The sequence below is a fragment of the Pseudoalteromonas sp. APC 3358 genome, from assembly GCF_030408075.1.
Taxonomy (GTDB): domain Bacteria; phylum Pseudomonadota; class Gammaproteobacteria; order Enterobacterales; family Alteromonadaceae; genus Pseudoalteromonas; species Pseudoalteromonas arctica.
This window is the reverse complement of sequence record NZ_JASDCE010000001.1, coordinates 13,954-31,014: the sequence shown is the minus strand read 5'-3', so window position 1 is coordinate 31,014 and position 17,061 is coordinate 13,954. Positions and strand designations below refer to the sequence as shown.

Sequence of the window (17,061 nt, the reverse complement as noted above, 5' to 3'; positions counted from 1 at the left end):
ATCATTATTTACACGCTTTTATATTAATTAAATGCTACTAATGGATGTGATGGCATTCGTGGCTTTCTATTTGTAATACACTATTGCGTACATTAAATTTTTCAGCTAACAGTTGTTCTACCTTCATACGACATGCTTCATCGTGTTTTTCAATTGTACAATGCTCTTTAAGTACAACGTGCGCCCCGACTACTACACCCTTATATTTACGCGTTACAGTGACGTTATGGACATTGTGAACATGCTCCATATCTGTAATCTCACTTTCAATATCTGCAACTTTAGGAAGTTTGGCCTTATTTAAGCGTAAACCTTTTATACAACTAATAATGACCTTAACACCGGTAAACAACACGAAAGAGGCGATTAACATGCTCGATAAAATATCGATAACAACCCAGCCCGTAAAATATATAAGAATACCAGCCACAAATGTCGATACGGTAGAAATCAAATCAAAGAATGAATGTAAAAATACCGCGTAAACATTAATACTCGCTTTGCGGCCTTTATATAAAACCCATGCAGCAGCACCATGAAACAAAAAACCAATAGCAGCAATAACCGACATTAAATAACTATTAATAGCCAGCTCATTTCCTTCATGCTGGTGTATATAGCGCTCACCACCTTCATACAAAATAATTAAACTGATTGCTAGGTATAAAAATCCGTTCACCAGACCACCCAAAAGCTCGGCTCTTTGATGACCATCGTTATAAGTTTTAGCAAAATGAATAGCGAGACTTGATGCAATCAGTGCGATGAATAACGAGCTATTGTGAACAAACAAATGTCCCGCATCGGCAAGTACAGCAAGCGAATTAGAATAATAAGCACCTATAACCTGAATTACCATAAACGAACACGTAATTGCTAGCGCAATAAGTAACCGACGACGAGAAGCTTGGTGTGTAGTGATTTCTGTCATGAAATGCTTGAATAACCTATACTTAAAGTGCAAATAAACCAAAGATGGCTTAGAGTAGAAAAGGGTAATGATATACAGTATCAATTATAATACGTACTGCCCTCAAACGCACTAAAAACTTAGTAAATCAAAAAAAATGTGCTAATAATTAGTAGGGCTTGTTGAACTTCGGTGGTTGAATTTACACCAGTATTTTTGGTTTTGAGGCAAGGCAGAGCCTATGTAGTGTGGCTATTCCCCATAAATAGGCGATAACGCAGCATAAATACCAAACATGCGCTGCCTTTTGAGCTCGATCTAAGGACGATTAACACGCCCAAGTAAAAACAATAAAAATACAATAGATAACAATTTAATTGTGGCTTAAACACATGGAGAGTTGAGTGAGTAATAACCTATCAAATGAAATATGGCGAAACTTGGAGTTACTGCCGTTTTGTGTATTACTTTATGATGCCAATGAAAATATATTTAAAGTTAACAGCCAAGCACAGGACTTGTTTGGCTTAAGAAATAAATCACATTTTAATAAAATTGATTTTTCACACATCACTTTAACCAATCATCACAGTAAAAAAGAACTATTAGTCGAGGAGCTATTCTTTGATTATTTCACTGCAAATAACCAATGCCAGTTTGTTTTATCAAAACAGGTATCTAAATTGCTACTCAATGTAAAATTTGCAAAATTACCTAACTCAAGCTCCATTATTATAATCGATGTATTGAATAATAATGTAGATGAACAATATGATTTTGATAATATTATTTCGAACATATCAACTGACTTAATTGATATTCAAAACGACGACGTTGATAAGCATATCAACTACGCATTAAAAGCTATTGGTACCGTTTGCCACGCAGATAGAAGTTATCTTTTTAAGTTTGCCGAGGATGGTAAAACCATAAATAACACCCACGAATGGGTCAATAATGATATACAAGCATTTAAAGAGGACTTACAAAACCTTCCGAAAAGCGATCTCCCATATTTTTTTAGTTTGATGGCACGTACTCACTTATTTAGAGTTAACGATGTAACGTCGTTACCCATTCAAGCAATGAGCGAAAAAACAATTTTCCAGCGACAAAAAATAAAATCAGTACTTTGCATTGGTCTACGTTATGACAAAGAGCTCGTTGGCTTTATAGGCTGTGATTGCGTTGTTCAAAAGCGAAACTGGACTGATTTAGACCTTATTCGCTTAAGGTTAGTAGGTGAAATGCTTGCTAATGCTTTCAAAAATTTAAATTACAAGCAAGAGCTACAACAAGCTCAGCAGCAACTCATTAATGCCAATCATAAACTTAACAAACAAGTTAATACTGATGGCCTTACAAACATTGCTAACCGACGCTGTTTTGATCAAACTTTAAAATGCGAAATTAAGCGCGGCGCACGTAATAAAGAACCCATTAGTTTAATAATGTGTGATATTGATTTTTTTAAGCGTTATAACGATAACTATGGGCATCAGCTAGGTGACGAAGTGTTAAAACAAGTTGCCAAAGCGCTGCATGATCTTTGTAAACGTGAAGGTGATTTAGCCGCTCGTTTCGGTGGTGAAGAATTTGCGATAATTTTACCTGCAGTCGACACAGATCATTGTCAAAGGTTTGCTGTTCTTATTCAGGAAAAAATCGCAGAACTCGCAATTGAACATAATTTTTCAAGTGCTAGTAATTACCTCACTTTGAGTATCGGATTTTATAGCCTTATACCCAATCAAAAAACAACACCTAAAGAAGTTATAACTAACGCCGACATAGCCCTTTATAACGCAAAAGAAACAGGCAGAAATAAAATAGCCAGTTTTAAAAAAACCGACTAAGTCGGCGCGTTACAGTGAGTTTTAGTGGTTAAAAGTTCGCTGTAGTGATAATCTATACACGCTGAAATTATAAACAATACAACCACTCAGCGTTTAATTATTATAAGGAATGTTTAAATGGATCCAGTCACACAAATTCTCGATATGGTTTTTACTGTTGAGGCTTTTTTACTTGTTTTTGTTATCGTGCTTTTAAAAAGTAGCGTTAAATTTGTACCACAAAACCGCGCCTGGTTAATCGAACGTTTTGGTAAATACCAATCAACTAAAGAAGCCGGCCTTAACTTTATTATTCCATTTATTGATAGAATCTCGGCTGATCGTAGCTTAAAAGAACAAGCTCAAGATGTACCATCGCAGTCAGCTATCACTAAAGATAACATCTCACTTATAGTTGATGGCGTACTGTACTTTAGAGTACTAGACCCGTACAAAGCAACGTATGGCGTTGACGACTATACGTTTGCAGTTGTACAACTTTCACAAACAACAATGCGTTCAGAATTAGGTAAAATGGAGCTTGATAAAACATTTGAAGAGCGTGATTTACTTAATACCAACATTGTTGCAGCTATAAACCAGGCATCTGAGCCTTGGGGTATTCAAGTACTTCGCTACGAAATTAAAGATATTGTGCCGCCTAACTCTATTATGGAAGCGATGGAAGCACAAATGAAAGCTGAGCGTGTTAAACGAGCTCAAATTTTAGAGTCAGAAGGTGATCGCCAAGCAAATATCAACGTTGCTGAAGGTAAAAAACAAGCACAAGTACTTGCTGCTGAAGCCGACAAAGCCGAGCAAATTTTACGCGCTGAAGGTGAAGCAACAGCTATTACTACGGTTGCAGAAGCACAAGCAAATGCACTTATTAAAATAGGTGAAGCTGCAGATACAGAGCAAGGTCAAAAAGCAATTCAGTTAGATTTAGCAACTAAAGCAATCGCGGCTAAAGAAGCGATTGCTCGTGAATCATCAATTGTATTACTGCCAGACAACGCGACAGATGCAAGCTCAATGGTTGCCCAAGGTATGGCAATCATTAATAGCTTAAATAAAAAGCATTTGGGTTAATAACTAAATAAAGAGGTTTGTATGGATTTTATTACGCAAAATTTACCGCAAACACTTATGGTACTTGGTATTGTTGCTTTAATAATAGAAGTAGCAGTACTTGGCCTTTCTACATTTATTTTGTTGTTTTTTGGATTATCGTTATTCCTTACAGGATTATTAATGAGTTTTGGTATTTTACCTGACTCATTAGCAACAGCCCTTTGGAGTAATGCAGTTGTTACAGCTGGCTTAGCCGTTGCACTTTGGAAACCATTAAAACAAATGCAAAATCGCGTAGATAAGAAGCAAGTGAATAGTGATTTTGCTGAACTTACTTTTGTACTTACTAGCGATGTAACAGAGCAAGGTTTAACTACCCATCAATATTCAGGTATTAGCTGGAAACTCAAAAGTGAGCAACCAATTAGCGCCGGTACTGAGGTTTTAGTAACCAAAAAAGAAGTGGGTGTTATGTGGGTTAAGCCTAAAAGCTAACCATCACTTTAAAACAAGCACTGTGTATAATAAATTACAGTAAAACGGGCGGCTCAAACTGCCCGTTTTTTATGCCTGAGATTTGAAATACAGCGCCTTGTTCAGTAACAGTATTATTAATCGATTCATCAAATGCCGATGTCACAAGTAACAATTCAGCATTTTCACCACCAAATGAAGTGCATGTCGGTTTTATTGCACAAAGCTTTATTGTTTTAATTAGCTCACCGTCTGGGGATAAACATATAACACACCCCATTCCCCACACAGCTAGCCACAAATTACCTAATTGGTCGGTTACGCAGCCATCGGGGTCAACATCAGTATTATTAAATTGATAAAAAACACGTGGCTCAGAGCAAGGTTCGCCAGTTTGCTCATCCAAATCTAATACATAAATACAACTCGTTAAAGAGTCGCAGTAATAACCGCGTAAACGTGGCTTATCAAAGCACAATCCATTTGGGATACTCAAACCACTTACAACGGCTTTAAGCTGGTGTTTATAATAACGGTATATCTTACCGTCACCTTTTTTAGCATTTACGTCCATTGTACTTAACCAAAAACCACCCCATGGATCAGCGCGGCCGTCGTTTGAACGCCTATTTAGTTGTGTATTTTCAATATTAAGAATAAGGTGGCGAGTGCTCGAATTAATATGGTATTTGTATAAACCAGTACTTGTACCTAGCAACAAGTGCTGCTCATCAATCCACGCTATTGCACTGAGTGTATCAGGCATATTAACTGTTTTTAGTTGGCTTTCGCTGTGTATTTTTTTGCTTAAAAGTAATTTTTTATTTATGTCGACCCAAAAAAAAGTATTCAGCATAGGGTGCCAAAGAGGACTTTCTGCAAGCTGATTCTGTGTGCTTTCAAAAATGGTTACGTTAGGGTCAAACATAAATACTTATTCTTTATTATTAACAAAGCCTTGTAACCCAAACCTTACCAGAAAACAGTTGATTTCGCGATGTGTACCTGGCTTTAATTTATCAATACCTTCAGTAATCTCTATCGCATTTTTTAGACTGAGTTGATAACATCAAATTTAATAAAAAGGATTGACCATGAACAACAATAATAAAAACACACTCGTCGTTGAAGGCGGTGCAATGCGCGGTATATTTGCCGCAGGTGTGCTTGATGAGTTTTTAAAACAGCAATATCAGCCGTTTGAACGCTATTTTGGTGTTTCAGCCGGGGCAACTAATATAGCCGCATTTTTATGCAAACAACCAATGCGAAATTATAAAGTGATTACTGACTACTCATGCCGTCCTGAATTTATTAATTTAGCGCGCTTTATTAAAGGTGGTCATTTATTTGATTTAGATTGGTTATGGCAAGAAACAATTCGCGAAATACGCCTTCATACGGAGGTCTTTGAGCAAACTCCACACGAGTTTTATATTGTATCTACGGCAATCGAATCAGGCAAAGCACACTATTTAAAAGCCACCAGCGCCGATATGGTGCATCAATTAAAAGCATCATGCGCTATACCCATTGCATATCGTGACTACCCTATTATTAATGACATAGCGATGACCGATGGCGGTGTTGCTGATTCAATTCCGGTTATAAAAGCTTACGAAATGGGTGCACGCGAAATCACCGTTATTTTGTCTCAATGTTTAGGCTATCGTAAAAAACCAAGTAAGGCACCTTGGCTTACTAAAAAAATGTATAAAAACTATCCCGCATTAATTCAAACGACCTTAAATAGGGCTGATTTTTATAATAAGTCTATCGATTTTATTATAGATCCACCAAATGACTGCAAAATCAATATCATTGCACCACCGGCTAATTTTAAAGTTGGGCGTACCACTAAAAAGTTTGAAATACTTAATAGTGGTTACAACATGGGAGTTGATACTGCTAAGGCCTTTTTAGCTAAATAACTGCATTATTTAACCTAATAATTGCGGTGCTTTACCCGCAATAACTGCGGTTAGTAAACCAGCTAACATAGCTCCCACAACGGTGCATATTGCACCGCCTAAAATACCGTAAACACTCATAAAACATATCAGCGCTAAACCAAATAGCAGTGCACTTAAAAATGTTTTAGTCGCTAATGTAAGTGTGTTTTTTCGTAGGTTGAGCATCATTAATAATAAACTTACCATCGCAATTGTAATTAGTAGCTCGTTCATGCGGGTTGTACCTCAATTTGTAATTTTTGTGTGTTTTTTATTTTTAAGGCAACAAACATACACACGATACCCACCACCATAAAGCTTATATCTACTACCGCGACAAGCGAGCAATTAAGGTTAATAACATTGCTAACGCCAAGTAAAATATTAAGTGGCAGCACCAAAGCAAGCGAAGCGCCGCATAGTAAAAGTGTCAGCTTAAAATAGTTTTTATAACCTATGGGCAATACACTTAATAGTAACCATGCCAACCACGTATAAAAGAACACGGGTCCAAAAAAGCTATTTTGCGCCACACCAACAACGCTATAATTAAGTAAAACTTGCACAGGAAATAGCACAAAGCTTGCTAATACCAAACCGCCACAACTGCCAATAATAAAACGATTCCAGCGTGCATATGCCTGCATACTCAGTGAAGGGCTACTGCCACGTGTGCGCTTTGTTAGCCACATCATCATGCCCGAAATAGGTAAAAGCGCAGTACTTAAGCCAAGCAATACCCAAAGTAATTTTACAAACACTCCTGCAAAGTTCCCAAAGTGCAGCGGAAACATCAACTCAATTACTTTTATCGAAACACCTGAAATGTCACCAAAACTACTCATCGACTGCACAAACTCACCATTGCCCTGATAATGCAGTAACTGAGAAGCAACAGCCTCGCCACCTAACAAACGCAAATATACCTGCGCATTCGCATCGTTATGCGCCATTATTGTGACATCCCTAATTATTGCTTCAGGGTAACGACTATGAGCATGCTCTAAAATAGTGTCTATTTTTGTAGGTTGCTTAATGTGGCTAACTACAGGCTCAGGAATAGCGGTAAACGTTTCTATTAACTTATCTTGATCGCCACCAAAGCTCACAAACGCAGCTGCTGGTAGTAAAATAATGGTCGCGAGCCCTAAAAATGATCCGGTAAAACCAATCACAATATTAAATACGCTGCCCCAAATACCTATAACCTTATGAGCATCGCTTACTGCAATATCTAACCCTTTATCTCGCCTAAACGTAAAGAGCTCTTTTATCAATTTGCGATGAATAAACAAGCCTGTCACTGCACTTACTAAAAGCGTTAAACCTAAAAACCCAGTGAGTATTAACCCAATTGGTCGCCCTAAATGCAAATCTGCATGAAACTCACCTATATAAGTTGGCGCATCCGTTTTTTTATTGGCGTAAAACTCTTTACTAGGCCCATAGTAAGTATTTTCCAGCGTCAACGTATCGGGATGAAATTGAAATACTCTGGCCACCTCTTGGTCGTAATTTTCATCGCCATGGTGAGATTCAAATACCAACGTTAACAAATGAAAGTTATGCCCACTTGGTAAAAACACATGAATGTTTTCGCCAAATTCACTAGGTACTTTTTTATGGTATTCGTTTACTAGTCGGTTAATTTGCGCGCTGGCAACGTATTGGCTAGATTGTAGTTCTGGATTAGCCCATATTTTTAACTCAGGTCGCGACAGAACTGCTAACGCCCCACTAAATGCAACAATAAATAGCAGTACCGCAGTAATAATTCCTACCCAGCTATGTAATAAAAATAGCTTTTTTAAAGTAATCGACTTCATCCCTGCCCCTGCGTTAACGCCCAAAAACTCAATAAACCATGTAATACACACAATGCAATCATTACTACAAAAGGTTGCCATACTTTTTGCGCCAAATACGCATAAATAAACAACGCAGTCCAAATAATAGGAAAGAGTAAAATAGGCAGTAATATTTGTTCATTCATTTGAAACGGTAAATAGGTTGTCATACCCGGAATCATTATTACCGCTGTAACTAGCGCTAATACACACGCAATTAAGTGCCTTCGCCGTGTAGCTGTAAACGTTTTTTTATTATTCATTATTCGCTCAATAAATTTGCCCAAACATATACAAAACAGCACATGCAAATGATAACAATTGCTATTATATTGTGCATTTAATACTTAATGCAATTTATTAAACAAATTAAGTCTAAAAACACTGTTGGTTTACCTTAAGAGCTTTTATGCTACGCCTCGCAATTTAGGTACGCAGTAATGCGTCATTTCAGTTAAGCCGAGTTCGGGCTTTTTAATTTTTCAGGAAGCAATAAACCGTGGATATAATTAACGCGATTATTTTAGGTATTATTGAAGGTATAACAGAATTTTTACCCATATCATCAACTGGGCACTTAATTGTAGCGTCAAAGTGGTTAGGCATTGAATCAACAGATGCTAACCTCGCCTTCGAAGTAATTATCCAGCTTGCCGCCATTTTAGCGGTACTAGCCAACTATAAAGACAAGTTTAGCCCTAAACATTTCAATTTATGGGTGAAAGTTGCCATTGCATTTATTCCTTTGGGTATTATTGGTTTTATATTTAGTGATGTAATAAAAACACTGTTTAGCGTACCAGTAGTAGGTGTTATGTTTATTGTAGGCGGTGTGATTTTTTTACTATTAGAGCGCAGTTATAAAGAGACTCACTGCACAACTACCGATGTAACCCAAGTTACTTATAAACAAGCTCTTTGGATTGGCGTAGCACAAGTATTTGCGTTAATTCCAGGGACTAGTCGTGCTGGAAGTTCTATTGTTGGTGCCATGTTGTGTGGTTTAAACCGAAAAGCCAGCGCTGAATTTTCATTTTTACTTGGTTTACCTGTACTTGCAGCAGCCTCAGGGTACGACTTACTTAAACATTACCAACTGTTTAGCTTAGATGACCTAACTGCCCTTGCTGTGGGTTTTTTAACGTCTTTTATAGTTGCTTATTTTACTATTAAACTATTCATACGCTTTCTAGAAAATTTCACTTTTGTTAGTTTTGGTCTTTACCGAATCGTATTTGGTGTTATTTTACTAACTATAGCCTACACATAAGAGAATATTATGAGCGAAAAAATAAACGAAGAAGCACTCCACGCCCTAAAAATAGCTTTTACTTACATGCCTAAAGCGATTGAGGTGACAAAGTATGAATATGGCGAGCGCTACCAAAGCGTGCTTGATCACATTGAAGCTGTACGTGAAACACTGCTTATTAACGATGTTGACCCAGAGGAAGTAGGCGGCGATATCAACCCGCAATATACCCCAAATTCAACGTATTAAAAGTATACCGCTGAGTATTATATGCTCGGCGGCATGCTGCGCTATATACAAGGGCCTGCTTATCTTTCGAGGTTAAATTTGCAGCAGACTGTTTGGTATTTAGGCAAGGTAGAGCCTATGTAGTGTGGTTATTCCCCATAAATAGGCGATAACGCAGCATAAATGCCAAACATGCGCTGCCCTTTGGGTTCTGCCTAGGGACAATTTACTCTTTGTTGCTCGGTTTTTACTTATTCTTACATGGATGTAAGCCAGTAGAATAACGCAGGAGCAGTTATCGAGCCCACTAGGTTACAAACCTCGCGCCGCGATTAAATCGCCCCTAGATTGAACAAATTTTAATCCTGAAAGGTCAACAGGCCCTACTACTATTAATAAACCACTAACTTAGTTCATAAAAACATAAGGTTATAAAATTTAATACGTATCAATTTTAGTTATTAGTAATTAAAACTGCTAAACTGGATTTTAAACTAATACCAATGCCCTAATTGGCCTATGTATTATATAAATTGAACAAAAGCTTACGGGGTGTTTTCTTTTGAATTTTTTACGATGTTTTCACGATATAGTTTCTAATCAATCTCTTGATTTTGAAAGTAAAATTAATAAGCTCTTAGTGTTTGGGTTAGAAGTATTTGACCTTGAACTAGGTATTATTAGTAAAGTAGATGAAAACAGCTACACCGTTTTATATGCCAAAACCCCTGACAACTCACTTTTACCCGGTACCGTGTTTGAATTACAAGGCACCTATTGCGTACATACGCTCGCTGCAGGCTCTGCACTTGCCTTTCATAAAGCATCTCAAAGCGCAATTGCAAACCACCCCTGTTATATAAACTTTCAGTTAGAGTCTTATATTGGCGCGCCAATAAAAATTGGTGAAAAAATATTTGGTACCGTTAACTTTTCATCCATAAACAGCTCTCCAGCTTTTAATGATGCAGCCTATGATTATATTGAGTTATTTGCACAATGGCTTGGTTCGGAATTTGCTCGCACCCAAGCTAAAGAACAACTCATAAAAAATAGTAATACTTTATTAAAGTTAGAACACGTTGCAAATATAGGTACGTGGGAGGTTGATCTAATCTCCGATAAAATTACCTGGAGCGAGCAAACATACCTCATACATGAGGTGGATGAACAATTTCAACCGCAAATGAATTCTGCAGTCGAGTTTTATAAAGAAGGTCCAAGTCGTGAAGGCATTACTCGCGCGGTAGAATTAGCCATAGAAAAAGGCAAAAAATGGAATCTAGAACTAGAAATAGTAACCGCTAAAAATAAACATTTATGGGTGGCTACCTTTGGTGAGGCCGAATTTGATGAAGGCCGATGTGTCCGATTATTTGGCACCTGCCAAGATGTAACCGAGTCAGTAATGCTCCGAGAAGAGCTTAAACAAAAGCAAGCTCAAGCAGAGCGTTTACTTGAAGACAGAAGCATGCTATTTGCTAAAATCAGCCACGAATTAAGAACCCCACTGAATGGCATTACAGGTATGCTAACCACATTAGTTGATGAACACAGTGAAGAAGTTCGCGCTGAAAAAATTAAAATAGGACTTAGAAGCGCCGATATTTTACTTAGTATTATTAACGAAGTGCTCGATTTTTCTAAAATTAATCATGGTGAGCTAAAGCTTGAACCTACTGACTTTTTACTAAAAACAATTTTTACCGATTTAACTTCTTTGTATACACCTCTATTTAAAAACACGCATGTAACGCTACAAGTAAATAATACAATTAATGACAACTGCTGGGCGTTTAGCGACAACACACGCCTTAGCCAGATTGCTTCTAATTTACTGAGTAATGCACTTAAATTTACTGAAAATGGTTCAGTTACATTAAACACCAGCCTTTCTAAAATAAAAAATAAGCTAAGTTTAAATATTGAAGTGTCTGATACAGGCCGAGGAATGAGTAAAAACTTTTTAGAATCACTGTTTTCTCCTTTTTCTCAAGAAGTAGATGCTAAGAATTCAAAAGGTGGAACAGGCCTTGGCCTTGCAATAGTAAAAGAGCTTGTTGAATATATGGGCGGAAAAATAAAGGTAAAAAGTACACCTAATAAAGGCACTACGTTTTTAGTAAATATTCCTATTGAGAAAGGGACAGAACAAAAACAAGAAAGCCTTAAATCAACGTTAGATATCAACGGCAGTGAACTATCAGTGCTTGTAGTCGATGATAACGACATCAATCGGTTAGTACTTCATGCCTCTTTAGGCAAGCTTAATATTAAAGCAGACTCAGCAGTTGATGGCCAAGATGCTGTATTAAAATGTCGCCAAAAGCATTATGACCTTATTTTTATGGACTGCATAATGCCCATACTCGATGGATTTGAGGCAACAAAGCAGCTTAGATCAGAAAACATCTGCTCGCATGAAGAAACCTACATAGTGGCTATAACTGCTAATACTTCATCACAAGACAAACTTGCCTGCAAACAAGCCGGTATGGATATGTTTATATCAAAACCGTTTAAACTACCCATACTTGAAAAAGCGGTTATTAATGCGCTTGAGCATACCGTAAAAATCAGCTAATTTTTACTGCACTGCCACTGGTAAAAAATAAGAACATAAAATGAAAAACATAATTAGAACTATATTACTAACAGTACTTATTGTTGCAGTATTTAAAGGCGTTTCCACTGGGCAATGGAGCTCATCAATAACAATAGTTATCGTATCAGGCGTATTGCTGTTAGTTACATTTATCAGTGCTAAGCCATCACGTGGATCATCAGCTTATACTGGCAGTGACTCATCAGTTTCCTCTAGCAGTAACTCATCGCATTCTCATACAAATTGTAGCGGCGGTGATTCTGGTGGTGGGTGCGATTAAATCGTGTGCTAATTCTTAAGCATTAAAAAAGCCGCCTTTGGAGAAGGGCGGCTTGGGTTAACAAACAGCTATGGGTGTAGCCTTGCTGTTATATCAAGAGAGTTTTTACTAATTACATTAAGCAGCGCTTTGATCAGCTTCTTCAGAGTGACGAATTAAATAATCAAATGCACCTAAACTTGCTGTTGCACCGCTGCCCATTGCAATAATAATTTGTTTAAACGGAGTATTGGTTGCATCCCCCGCGCCGTAAATTCCTGGTAGTGACGTTGCGCCTTTAGCATCAATCAGTATTTCACCAAATTTGCTTAATTCAAGGTCGCTGTCTTTTAACCATTCGGTATTTGGTATTAAGCCTATTTGTACAAATATACCGGCAAGTTCAAGCTCTTTGCTCTCTCCCGACACTCTATCTGTGTACATTAAGCCAGTTACTTTTTTACCATCACCAAGTACTTCGGTAGTTTGTGCACTTTTGATAATGGTAATATTAGCCATGCTTTTAGCTTTACGAATAAGCACTTCATCAGCACGTAGTGTGTCTGCAAATTCAAGTACCGTAACACTTTGCACAATATTAGCTAAATCGATTGCTGCTTCTATACCCGAATTACCACCGCCAATTACGGCAACAGGTTTACCTTTAAATAAAGGGCCATCACAATGTGGGCAATATGCCACACCATGGCCGCGATATTCTTGCTCCCCTGGTACGTTCATTTCGCGCCAGCGTGCACCAGTGGCAAGTACGAGCGACTTAGCTTTAAGTACTGCGCCATTTTCTAGTGTAATTTCGTAGCCATTGTTATAACCAAGTGCCGCTGCCCGCTGATTATGCATTACATCTACATCGTATTCTTTAACGTGTTCTTCAAGCTGGGCAACCAATTTTGGCCCTTCAGTCGCCTTAATCGAAATAAAGTTTTCTATTGCTAATGTATCTGCAACTTGTCCACCAAATCTGTCGGCAACAATACCTGTATTTAACCCTTTTCGTGCTGAGTAAATCGCAGCCGATGCGCCCGCAGGCCCGCCACCAATTACAAGTACATCAAATTTATCTTTTTTACTTAGCGATTCAGCTTGGCGCTGTGCCCCTTTGCTATCTACTTTATTGAGTATGTCGGTAAGGCTTAGTGCACCTTGGCTAAATGGTTCGCCATTTAAATATACAGCCGGTACAGCTAAAATATTTCGCTCTTCTACTTCATCTTGAAATAATGCGCCATCAATCATGGTCGCTTTAATATTGCTGTTTGTCGCTGCCATAGTATTAAGTGCTTGGACTACTTGCGGGCACGTTTGGCAACTTAAACTTATATATACTTCAAAGTTAAGTTCTTGAGTAAGCGATTGTATTTGTTCAATGTCTTCGCTTTTAGCTTTACTTGCGTGTCCGCCAGTATGTAAAAGAGCTAACACTAAACTTGTGAATTCGTGGCCCATAGGTACGCCTGCAAACGTAATATGAGTGTTTTTAATAGGTGAATGTACAACCATTGACGGGCGACGTGCGCTTGTATCTGGGTTGTTCATTACCGTAAATTTATCGCTCAGTGAGGCTAAATCGTTCGCTAAGCTTTCTACTTCTGCTGATTTTTTGCTGTCATCCAAGGCAATAAGCAGCTCAACAGGTTGAGTAAGCGATTCAAAATGGCTTTTTAATTGATTTTTTATGTTGTTATCTAACATGGCTTAACCCTTTTAGGAAAATTTAAACAGCAAGCCTCCCATGCCAAATAATGCATGTGCTTAAACAAGTATATTGATATAGGAGGCACCAACAAACGGATGTTCGTTGATTTAAGGGCAGTTACCTGCCCTTATAGTAGGAATAAATCTATACTTAGATTTTACCAACTAAATCTAGTGAAGGTGCAAGTGTGTCTTCACCTGGCTGCCAAGATGCAGGACAAACTTCACCGTCGTGAGTTGCAATGTATTGTGCAGCTTGTACTTTACGAACAAGTTCTTTAGCGCTACGGCCAATACCTAAATCGTGAGTTTCGATAATTTTAATTTCGCCTTCTGGGTTCATTACAAATGTACCGCGAAGTGCTAAGCCTTCTTCTTCAATCATTACGCCAAAGCTACGAGTAATACGTCCTGTTGGGTCGCCAATCATTGGGTAAGTAATTTTACCAATTGTGTCTGACGTATCGTGCCATGCTTTGTGAGTGAAGTGAGTGTCAGTAGATACTGAGTAAACTTCTACGCCCATTTCTTGAAGTTGTGCGTAATAATCTGCAACATCACCAAGTTCAGTAGGACATACAAATGTAAAGTCTGCTGGGTAAAAGAAGAAGATTGACCATTTACCTAGAACATCTTTTTCAGACAATTCTACAAAGTCACCGTTGTGGTAAGCGGTTGCATTGAATGGTTGTAATTTAGTATTGATTAATGAAGTGCTCATGGTATTTCCTCATCTATATTTAAAGTATTTACAAAGTAATCAACGCTGCCAATTAAAGTGGCCTGTCGCGTTGGCTTGATAAGTACAATACGGCTAATGAGGAATTAAATAAAATTGATTGTTTAGATTAAAACAATCGATTTTTTGGATTGAACTTTATAACACCTTTTACCGTAACCATTTTTAGGATTGTAAAGCTGGCGAATTATTAAGATCGCTAATCCCAATACTGCTACAATAGCCGCGCTTCAAATAAGTCATTAAATATAAGGCACACCGTAATGGAAAAATTTGTTAACCACATACAACTAGGTTACTTAGGCTTAATCCCGTTTTTAGGGTGTGTGGGTTGGCCGCTTATGTTTGGCAGTAATAGCCTTAACTTAGAGTTTTTTACTTTTTACAGTATCGCCATTTTAGCATTTATGGCAGGTAGCTTGTGGCGCGCCGGAGAGCAAAGCTATAGCAATGCAATTAAAGCGATATTACCTGTTATCCCAGTTCCATTTTTATCATTTTTACCTGTAGAGTGGGCACTGGCTTGGCTAGGTGCTAGTTTTTGGTTAGTACTTATATTTGAAAAAGCCACGCCGCAATGGCAAACCTATCATAAAGATTATCAAAAAATGCGTGTAGTACTTACCTCTGTTGTGTTTGTGTGTCATATCCTTACTATTGGTATGAGTATTTACCCTAAGTAACCTGAGCTCTGGATAATAAATCTATCTCAAGCAGCTATTTTCAGCGCTAACTGCGTTGAATTTACTTGCAATAGGCCCGCTATTGACGCGTAAATTCGCCTTGTTCTCACAGAAAATCTCTGGCTAGAGAAAATAAATTTAAATATCACCATAATTCAATGCGTTAGCGAATTTATTAACCAGAGTTCAGGTTAAATAGCAGCTGTAAACTTAAATATTGTGTGGTAATAAGGTAATATCCGCGCACTGCTATTTGAGGACACACCATGATTGACCAACTACGCCAACAACTCGACGAACTTGGCGAAAACTACGTAGAAAAAAACGCTGCATTTAAAATCAAAGTGATCCCATTTTTTTGTGCTATACGCATTAAAAAAGATCATAAAAGCGAAGGTCGTTTAAGCTTTTATTCAAGTCAATTACTCGAAATATTTTTAGTCGTCTTATTTTTGCTATTTGGTTTAACACTATACGATACAGATGCAGGATTTACTCACGGCCCTATTCATATTGCCTTTGCCATTTTAATTACCTTTAATCTTATTATTAAACAAATCGCAATTGAAGGGTTAAAAACCAGACTTGCGTTTCATCGTTTACTAGCAAAAGACTCACAAACAAATAGCGATATAAATAATACTGCTACAAACATAAACGCTAAATAAAATATGTATTTAAATCCTCAATGGCGAATACTCACCGTAGGCGATGGCGATTTATCGTTTTCGAACGCTATTTACACTCATCTATCGCCAAAAGCTTTGCTTGCATCCACTTACGATGACCAAACTACTATTGAGCAAAAGTACCAGCACAATGCAATTGGTAACCTAAAAGCGCATAACGTTGAGGTACTTAATAGTTTTGATGTAACAAATCCCGCGTGTTGGCAAACTCTAAGTGAAAACCAGCACAGCTTTGACGTGGTTATTTTTCAGTTTCCGCTTATACCTGCGTTTGTTGGCCGTGAAGCATTTGAAAACAACACGCGACAAACCAGTATGAACGTATTAAACCGCGCTTTGCTGCATCAATTTATTAAATACGCTAACGAATACGCGCTTGATAAAAATGGTCCAATGCTGTGTTACATCACTTCAAAGGATGTAAAACCTTATCGAGAATGGAATATAGAAGGGAGTTTAAATAACGGTTTAAACGCTGATTATTTAGGCCAAATCCCATTTGATATTAGCCATTTTGAAGGTTATAAAATTCGTAATGTTGACCGCGACAAACACGTAAAAGACACCAGCGGCATAACTTACGTTTTCAGCCCAAAAAGTATTGATACACATACTAGCGAATTAAGCTCACGTCTTACCAAACCTGCATACTTAACATCTAACCATTGCCCCCTTTGCCGCGTTGGGCCCTATATGGCAAGCGAGGACGAAACCAAGCATCTAAACGCTAAAAAGCATCAGCAAATGCTACATCTTGAAAGCGATTGGCAACAATGGCTAAATGAGTTTTATAGCTAA

The 17,061-nt window shown here is 37.8% G+C and carries 18 protein-coding genes; 11 read left to right on the top strand and 7 right to left on the bottom strand.

Features of this window, described 5'->3' with window-relative positions; translation table 11 throughout:
- Positions 1 to 37: 37 nt before the first annotated feature.
- Entirely contained in the window at positions 38 to 931 is an 894-nt protein-coding gene (locus tag QL995_RS00140; RefSeq protein ID WP_007581834.1) for a cation diffusion facilitator family transporter, read from the bottom strand.
- Between the two features lie 383 nt (positions 932 to 1,314).
- Between QL995_RS00140 and QL995_RS00135 the strand changes: the two genes are divergently transcribed.
- The 3 genes from QL995_RS00135 (at position 1,315) to QL995_RS00125 (ending at position 4,314) form a co-directional block, all read left to right on the top strand.
- Positions 1,315 to 2,766, top strand: a complete 1,452-nt coding sequence (locus QL995_RS00135) for a diguanylate cyclase (RefSeq protein ID WP_290291399.1) — start codon at positions 1,315 to 1,317, stop codon at positions 2,764 to 2,766.
- Between the two features lie 117 nt (positions 2,767 to 2,883).
- The gene (locus tag QL995_RS00130) at positions 2,884 to 3,837 is read left to right on the top strand and encodes a slipin family protein (protein ID WP_007581832.1); all 954 of its coding nucleotides are present in this window, start codon (positions 2,884 to 2,886) and stop codon (positions 3,835 to 3,837) included.
- A gap of 21 nt (positions 3,838 to 3,858) precedes the next feature.
- Positions 3,859 to 4,314 (top strand): NfeD family protein, encoded by a 456-nt coding sequence (locus QL995_RS00125; protein ID WP_024605673.1) that lies wholly within the window; start codon positions 3,859 to 3,861, stop codon positions 4,312 to 4,314.
- A gap of 34 nt (positions 4,315 to 4,348) precedes the next feature.
- On the opposite strand, the gene QL995_RS00120 is transcribed toward QL995_RS00125, so the two are convergent.
- Positions 4,349 to 5,221 carry an SMP-30/gluconolactonase/LRE family protein gene (locus QL995_RS00120; RefSeq protein ID WP_290291396.1) on the bottom strand — a complete coding sequence of 291 codons (873 nt, stop codon included), beginning with the start codon at positions 5,219 to 5,221 and terminating at the stop codon, positions 4,349 to 4,351.
- Positions 5,222 to 5,387: 166 nt separating this feature from the next.
- Here QL995_RS00120 and QL995_RS00115 point away from each other — a divergent pair, with 166 nt between their 5' ends.
- Positions 5,388 to 6,224: a patatin family protein gene (locus QL995_RS00115; protein WP_290291394.1), complete on the top strand. Its 837-nt coding sequence runs from the start codon at positions 5,388 to 5,390 to the stop codon at positions 6,222 to 6,224.
- Between the two features lie 9 nt (positions 6,225 to 6,233).
- Here QL995_RS00115 and QL995_RS00110 read toward each other — a convergent pair whose 3' ends face one another.
- From QL995_RS00110 to QL995_RS00100, 3 genes are read right to left on the bottom strand one after another with little or no spacing between them, the layout of a single operon-like run.
- Positions 6,234 to 6,479 carry a hypothetical protein gene (locus QL995_RS00110; protein ID WP_007581829.1) on the bottom strand — a complete coding sequence of 82 codons (246 nt, stop codon included), beginning with the start codon at positions 6,477 to 6,479 and terminating at the stop codon, positions 6,234 to 6,236.
- Positions 6,476 to 8,071 (bottom strand): PepSY-associated TM helix domain-containing protein, encoded by a 1,596-nt coding sequence (locus QL995_RS00105; protein WP_290291391.1) that lies wholly within the window; start codon positions 8,069 to 8,071, stop codon positions 6,476 to 6,478. Before QL995_RS00105 ends, QL995_RS00110 begins: the two co-directional genes overlap by 4 nt.
- Positions 8,068 to 8,355, bottom strand: a complete 288-nt coding sequence (locus QL995_RS00100) for a hypothetical protein (protein WP_024591874.1) — start codon at positions 8,353 to 8,355, stop codon at positions 8,068 to 8,070. Before QL995_RS00100 ends, QL995_RS00105 begins: the two co-directional genes overlap by 4 nt.
- 236 nt (positions 8,356 to 8,591) lie before the next feature.
- On the opposite strand from QL995_RS00100, the gene QL995_RS00095 reads away from it, so the two are divergent.
- The 4 genes from QL995_RS00095 to QL995_RS00080 all read left to right on the top strand — a co-directional run bounded on the left by QL995_RS00095 (position 8,592) and on the right by QL995_RS00080 (position 12,457).
- Entirely contained in the window at positions 8,592 to 9,362 is a 771-nt protein-coding gene (locus QL995_RS00095) for an undecaprenyl-diphosphate phosphatase (protein ID WP_010555290.1), read from the top strand.
- 9 nt (positions 9,363 to 9,371) lie between these two features.
- Positions 9,372 to 9,593, top strand: coding sequence for a hypothetical protein (locus QL995_RS00090; protein WP_007581825.1), 222 nt, complete (start codon positions 9,372 to 9,374; stop codon positions 9,591 to 9,593).
- A 541-nt stretch (positions 9,594 to 10,134) separates the two neighbouring features.
- A complete protein-coding gene (locus QL995_RS00085) occupies positions 10,135 to 12,156 on the top strand; it encodes an ATP-binding protein (RefSeq protein ID WP_290291387.1) in 2,022 nt (673 codons plus the stop codon).
- Between the two features lie 40 nt (positions 12,157 to 12,196).
- Positions 12,197 to 12,457, top strand: coding sequence for a hypothetical protein (locus tag QL995_RS00080; protein ID WP_033026456.1), 261 nt, complete (start codon positions 12,197 to 12,199; stop codon positions 12,455 to 12,457).
- Positions 12,458 to 12,574: 117 nt separating this feature from the next.
- Here QL995_RS00080 and ahpF read toward each other — a convergent pair whose 3' ends face one another.
- Both ahpF and ahpC read right to left on the bottom strand, forming a co-directional pair.
- Positions 12,575 to 14,149: an alkyl hydroperoxide reductase subunit F gene (gene ahpF / locus QL995_RS00075; protein WP_024593080.1), complete on the bottom strand. Its 1,575-nt coding sequence runs from the start codon at positions 14,147 to 14,149 to the stop codon at positions 12,575 to 12,577.
- A 154-nt stretch (positions 14,150 to 14,303) separates the two neighbouring features.
- Positions 14,304 to 14,873 carry an alkyl hydroperoxide reductase subunit C gene (gene ahpC, locus QL995_RS00070; RefSeq protein WP_007581822.1) on the bottom strand — a complete coding sequence of 190 codons (570 nt, stop codon included), beginning with the start codon at positions 14,871 to 14,873 and terminating at the stop codon, positions 14,304 to 14,306.
- Positions 14,874 to 15,154: 281 nt separating this feature from the next.
- Between ahpC and QL995_RS00065 the strand changes: the two genes are divergently transcribed.
- From QL995_RS00065 to QL995_RS00055, 3 genes are all read left to right on the top strand, one after another.
- Positions 15,155 to 15,574: a DUF3429 domain-containing protein gene (locus QL995_RS00065; RefSeq protein ID WP_290291374.1), complete on the top strand. Its 420-nt coding sequence runs from the start codon at positions 15,155 to 15,157 to the stop codon at positions 15,572 to 15,574.
- Positions 15,575 to 15,840: 266 nt separating this feature from the next.
- Positions 15,841 to 16,242: a hypothetical protein gene (locus tag QL995_RS00060; protein ID WP_002960599.1), complete on the top strand. Its 402-nt coding sequence runs from the start codon at positions 15,841 to 15,843 to the stop codon at positions 16,240 to 16,242.
- Between the two features lie 3 nt (positions 16,243 to 16,245).
- Positions 16,246 to 17,061, top strand: a complete 816-nt coding sequence (locus QL995_RS00055; protein ID WP_290291372.1) for a class I SAM-dependent methyltransferase — start codon at positions 16,246 to 16,248, stop codon at positions 17,059 to 17,061.

Coding starts and splice junctions, on each gene's coding strand:
- QL995_RS00115 (WP_290291394.1), top strand. CDS start 5,388: ATGAACAACAATAATAAAAACACACTCGTCGTTGAAGGCGGTGCAATG.
- QL995_RS00100 (WP_024591874.1), bottom strand. CDS start 8,355: ATGAATAATAAAAAAACGTTTACAGCTACACGGCGAAGGCACTTAATT.
- QL995_RS00140 (WP_007581834.1), bottom strand. CDS start 931: ATGACAGAAATCACTACACACCAAGCTTCTCGTCGTCGGTTACTTATT.
- QL995_RS00060 (WP_002960599.1), top strand. CDS start 15,841: ATGATTGACCAACTACGCCAACAACTCGACGAACTTGGCGAAAACTAC.
- ahpC (WP_007581822.1), bottom strand. CDS start 14,873: ATGAGCACTTCATTAATCAATACTAAATTACAACCATTCAATGCAACC.
- QL995_RS00105 (WP_290291391.1), bottom strand. CDS start 8,071: ATGAAGTCGATTACTTTAAAAAAGCTATTTTTATTACATAGCTGGGTA.
- QL995_RS00065 (WP_290291374.1), top strand. CDS start 15,155: ATGGAAAAATTTGTTAACCACATACAACTAGGTTACTTAGGCTTAATC.
- QL995_RS00110 (WP_007581829.1), bottom strand. CDS start 6,479: ATGAACGAGCTACTAATTACAATTGCGATGGTAAGTTTATTATTAATG.
- QL995_RS00055 (WP_290291372.1), top strand. CDS start 16,246: ATGTATTTAAATCCTCAATGGCGAATACTCACCGTAGGCGATGGCGAT.
- QL995_RS00090 (WP_007581825.1), top strand. CDS start 9,372: ATGAGCGAAAAAATAAACGAAGAAGCACTCCACGCCCTAAAAATAGCT.
- QL995_RS00120 (WP_290291396.1), bottom strand. CDS start 5,221: ATGTTTGACCCTAACGTAACCATTTTTGAAAGCACACAGAATCAGCTT.
- QL995_RS00125 (WP_024605673.1), top strand. CDS start 3,859: ATGGATTTTATTACGCAAAATTTACCGCAAACACTTATGGTACTTGGT.
- QL995_RS00080 (WP_033026456.1), top strand. CDS start 12,197: ATGAAAAACATAATTAGAACTATATTACTAACAGTACTTATTGTTGCA.
- QL995_RS00130 (WP_007581832.1), top strand. CDS start 2,884: ATGGATCCAGTCACACAAATTCTCGATATGGTTTTTACTGTTGAGGCT.
- ahpF (WP_024593080.1), bottom strand. CDS start 14,149: ATGTTAGATAACAACATAAAAAATCAATTAAAAAGCCATTTTGAATCG.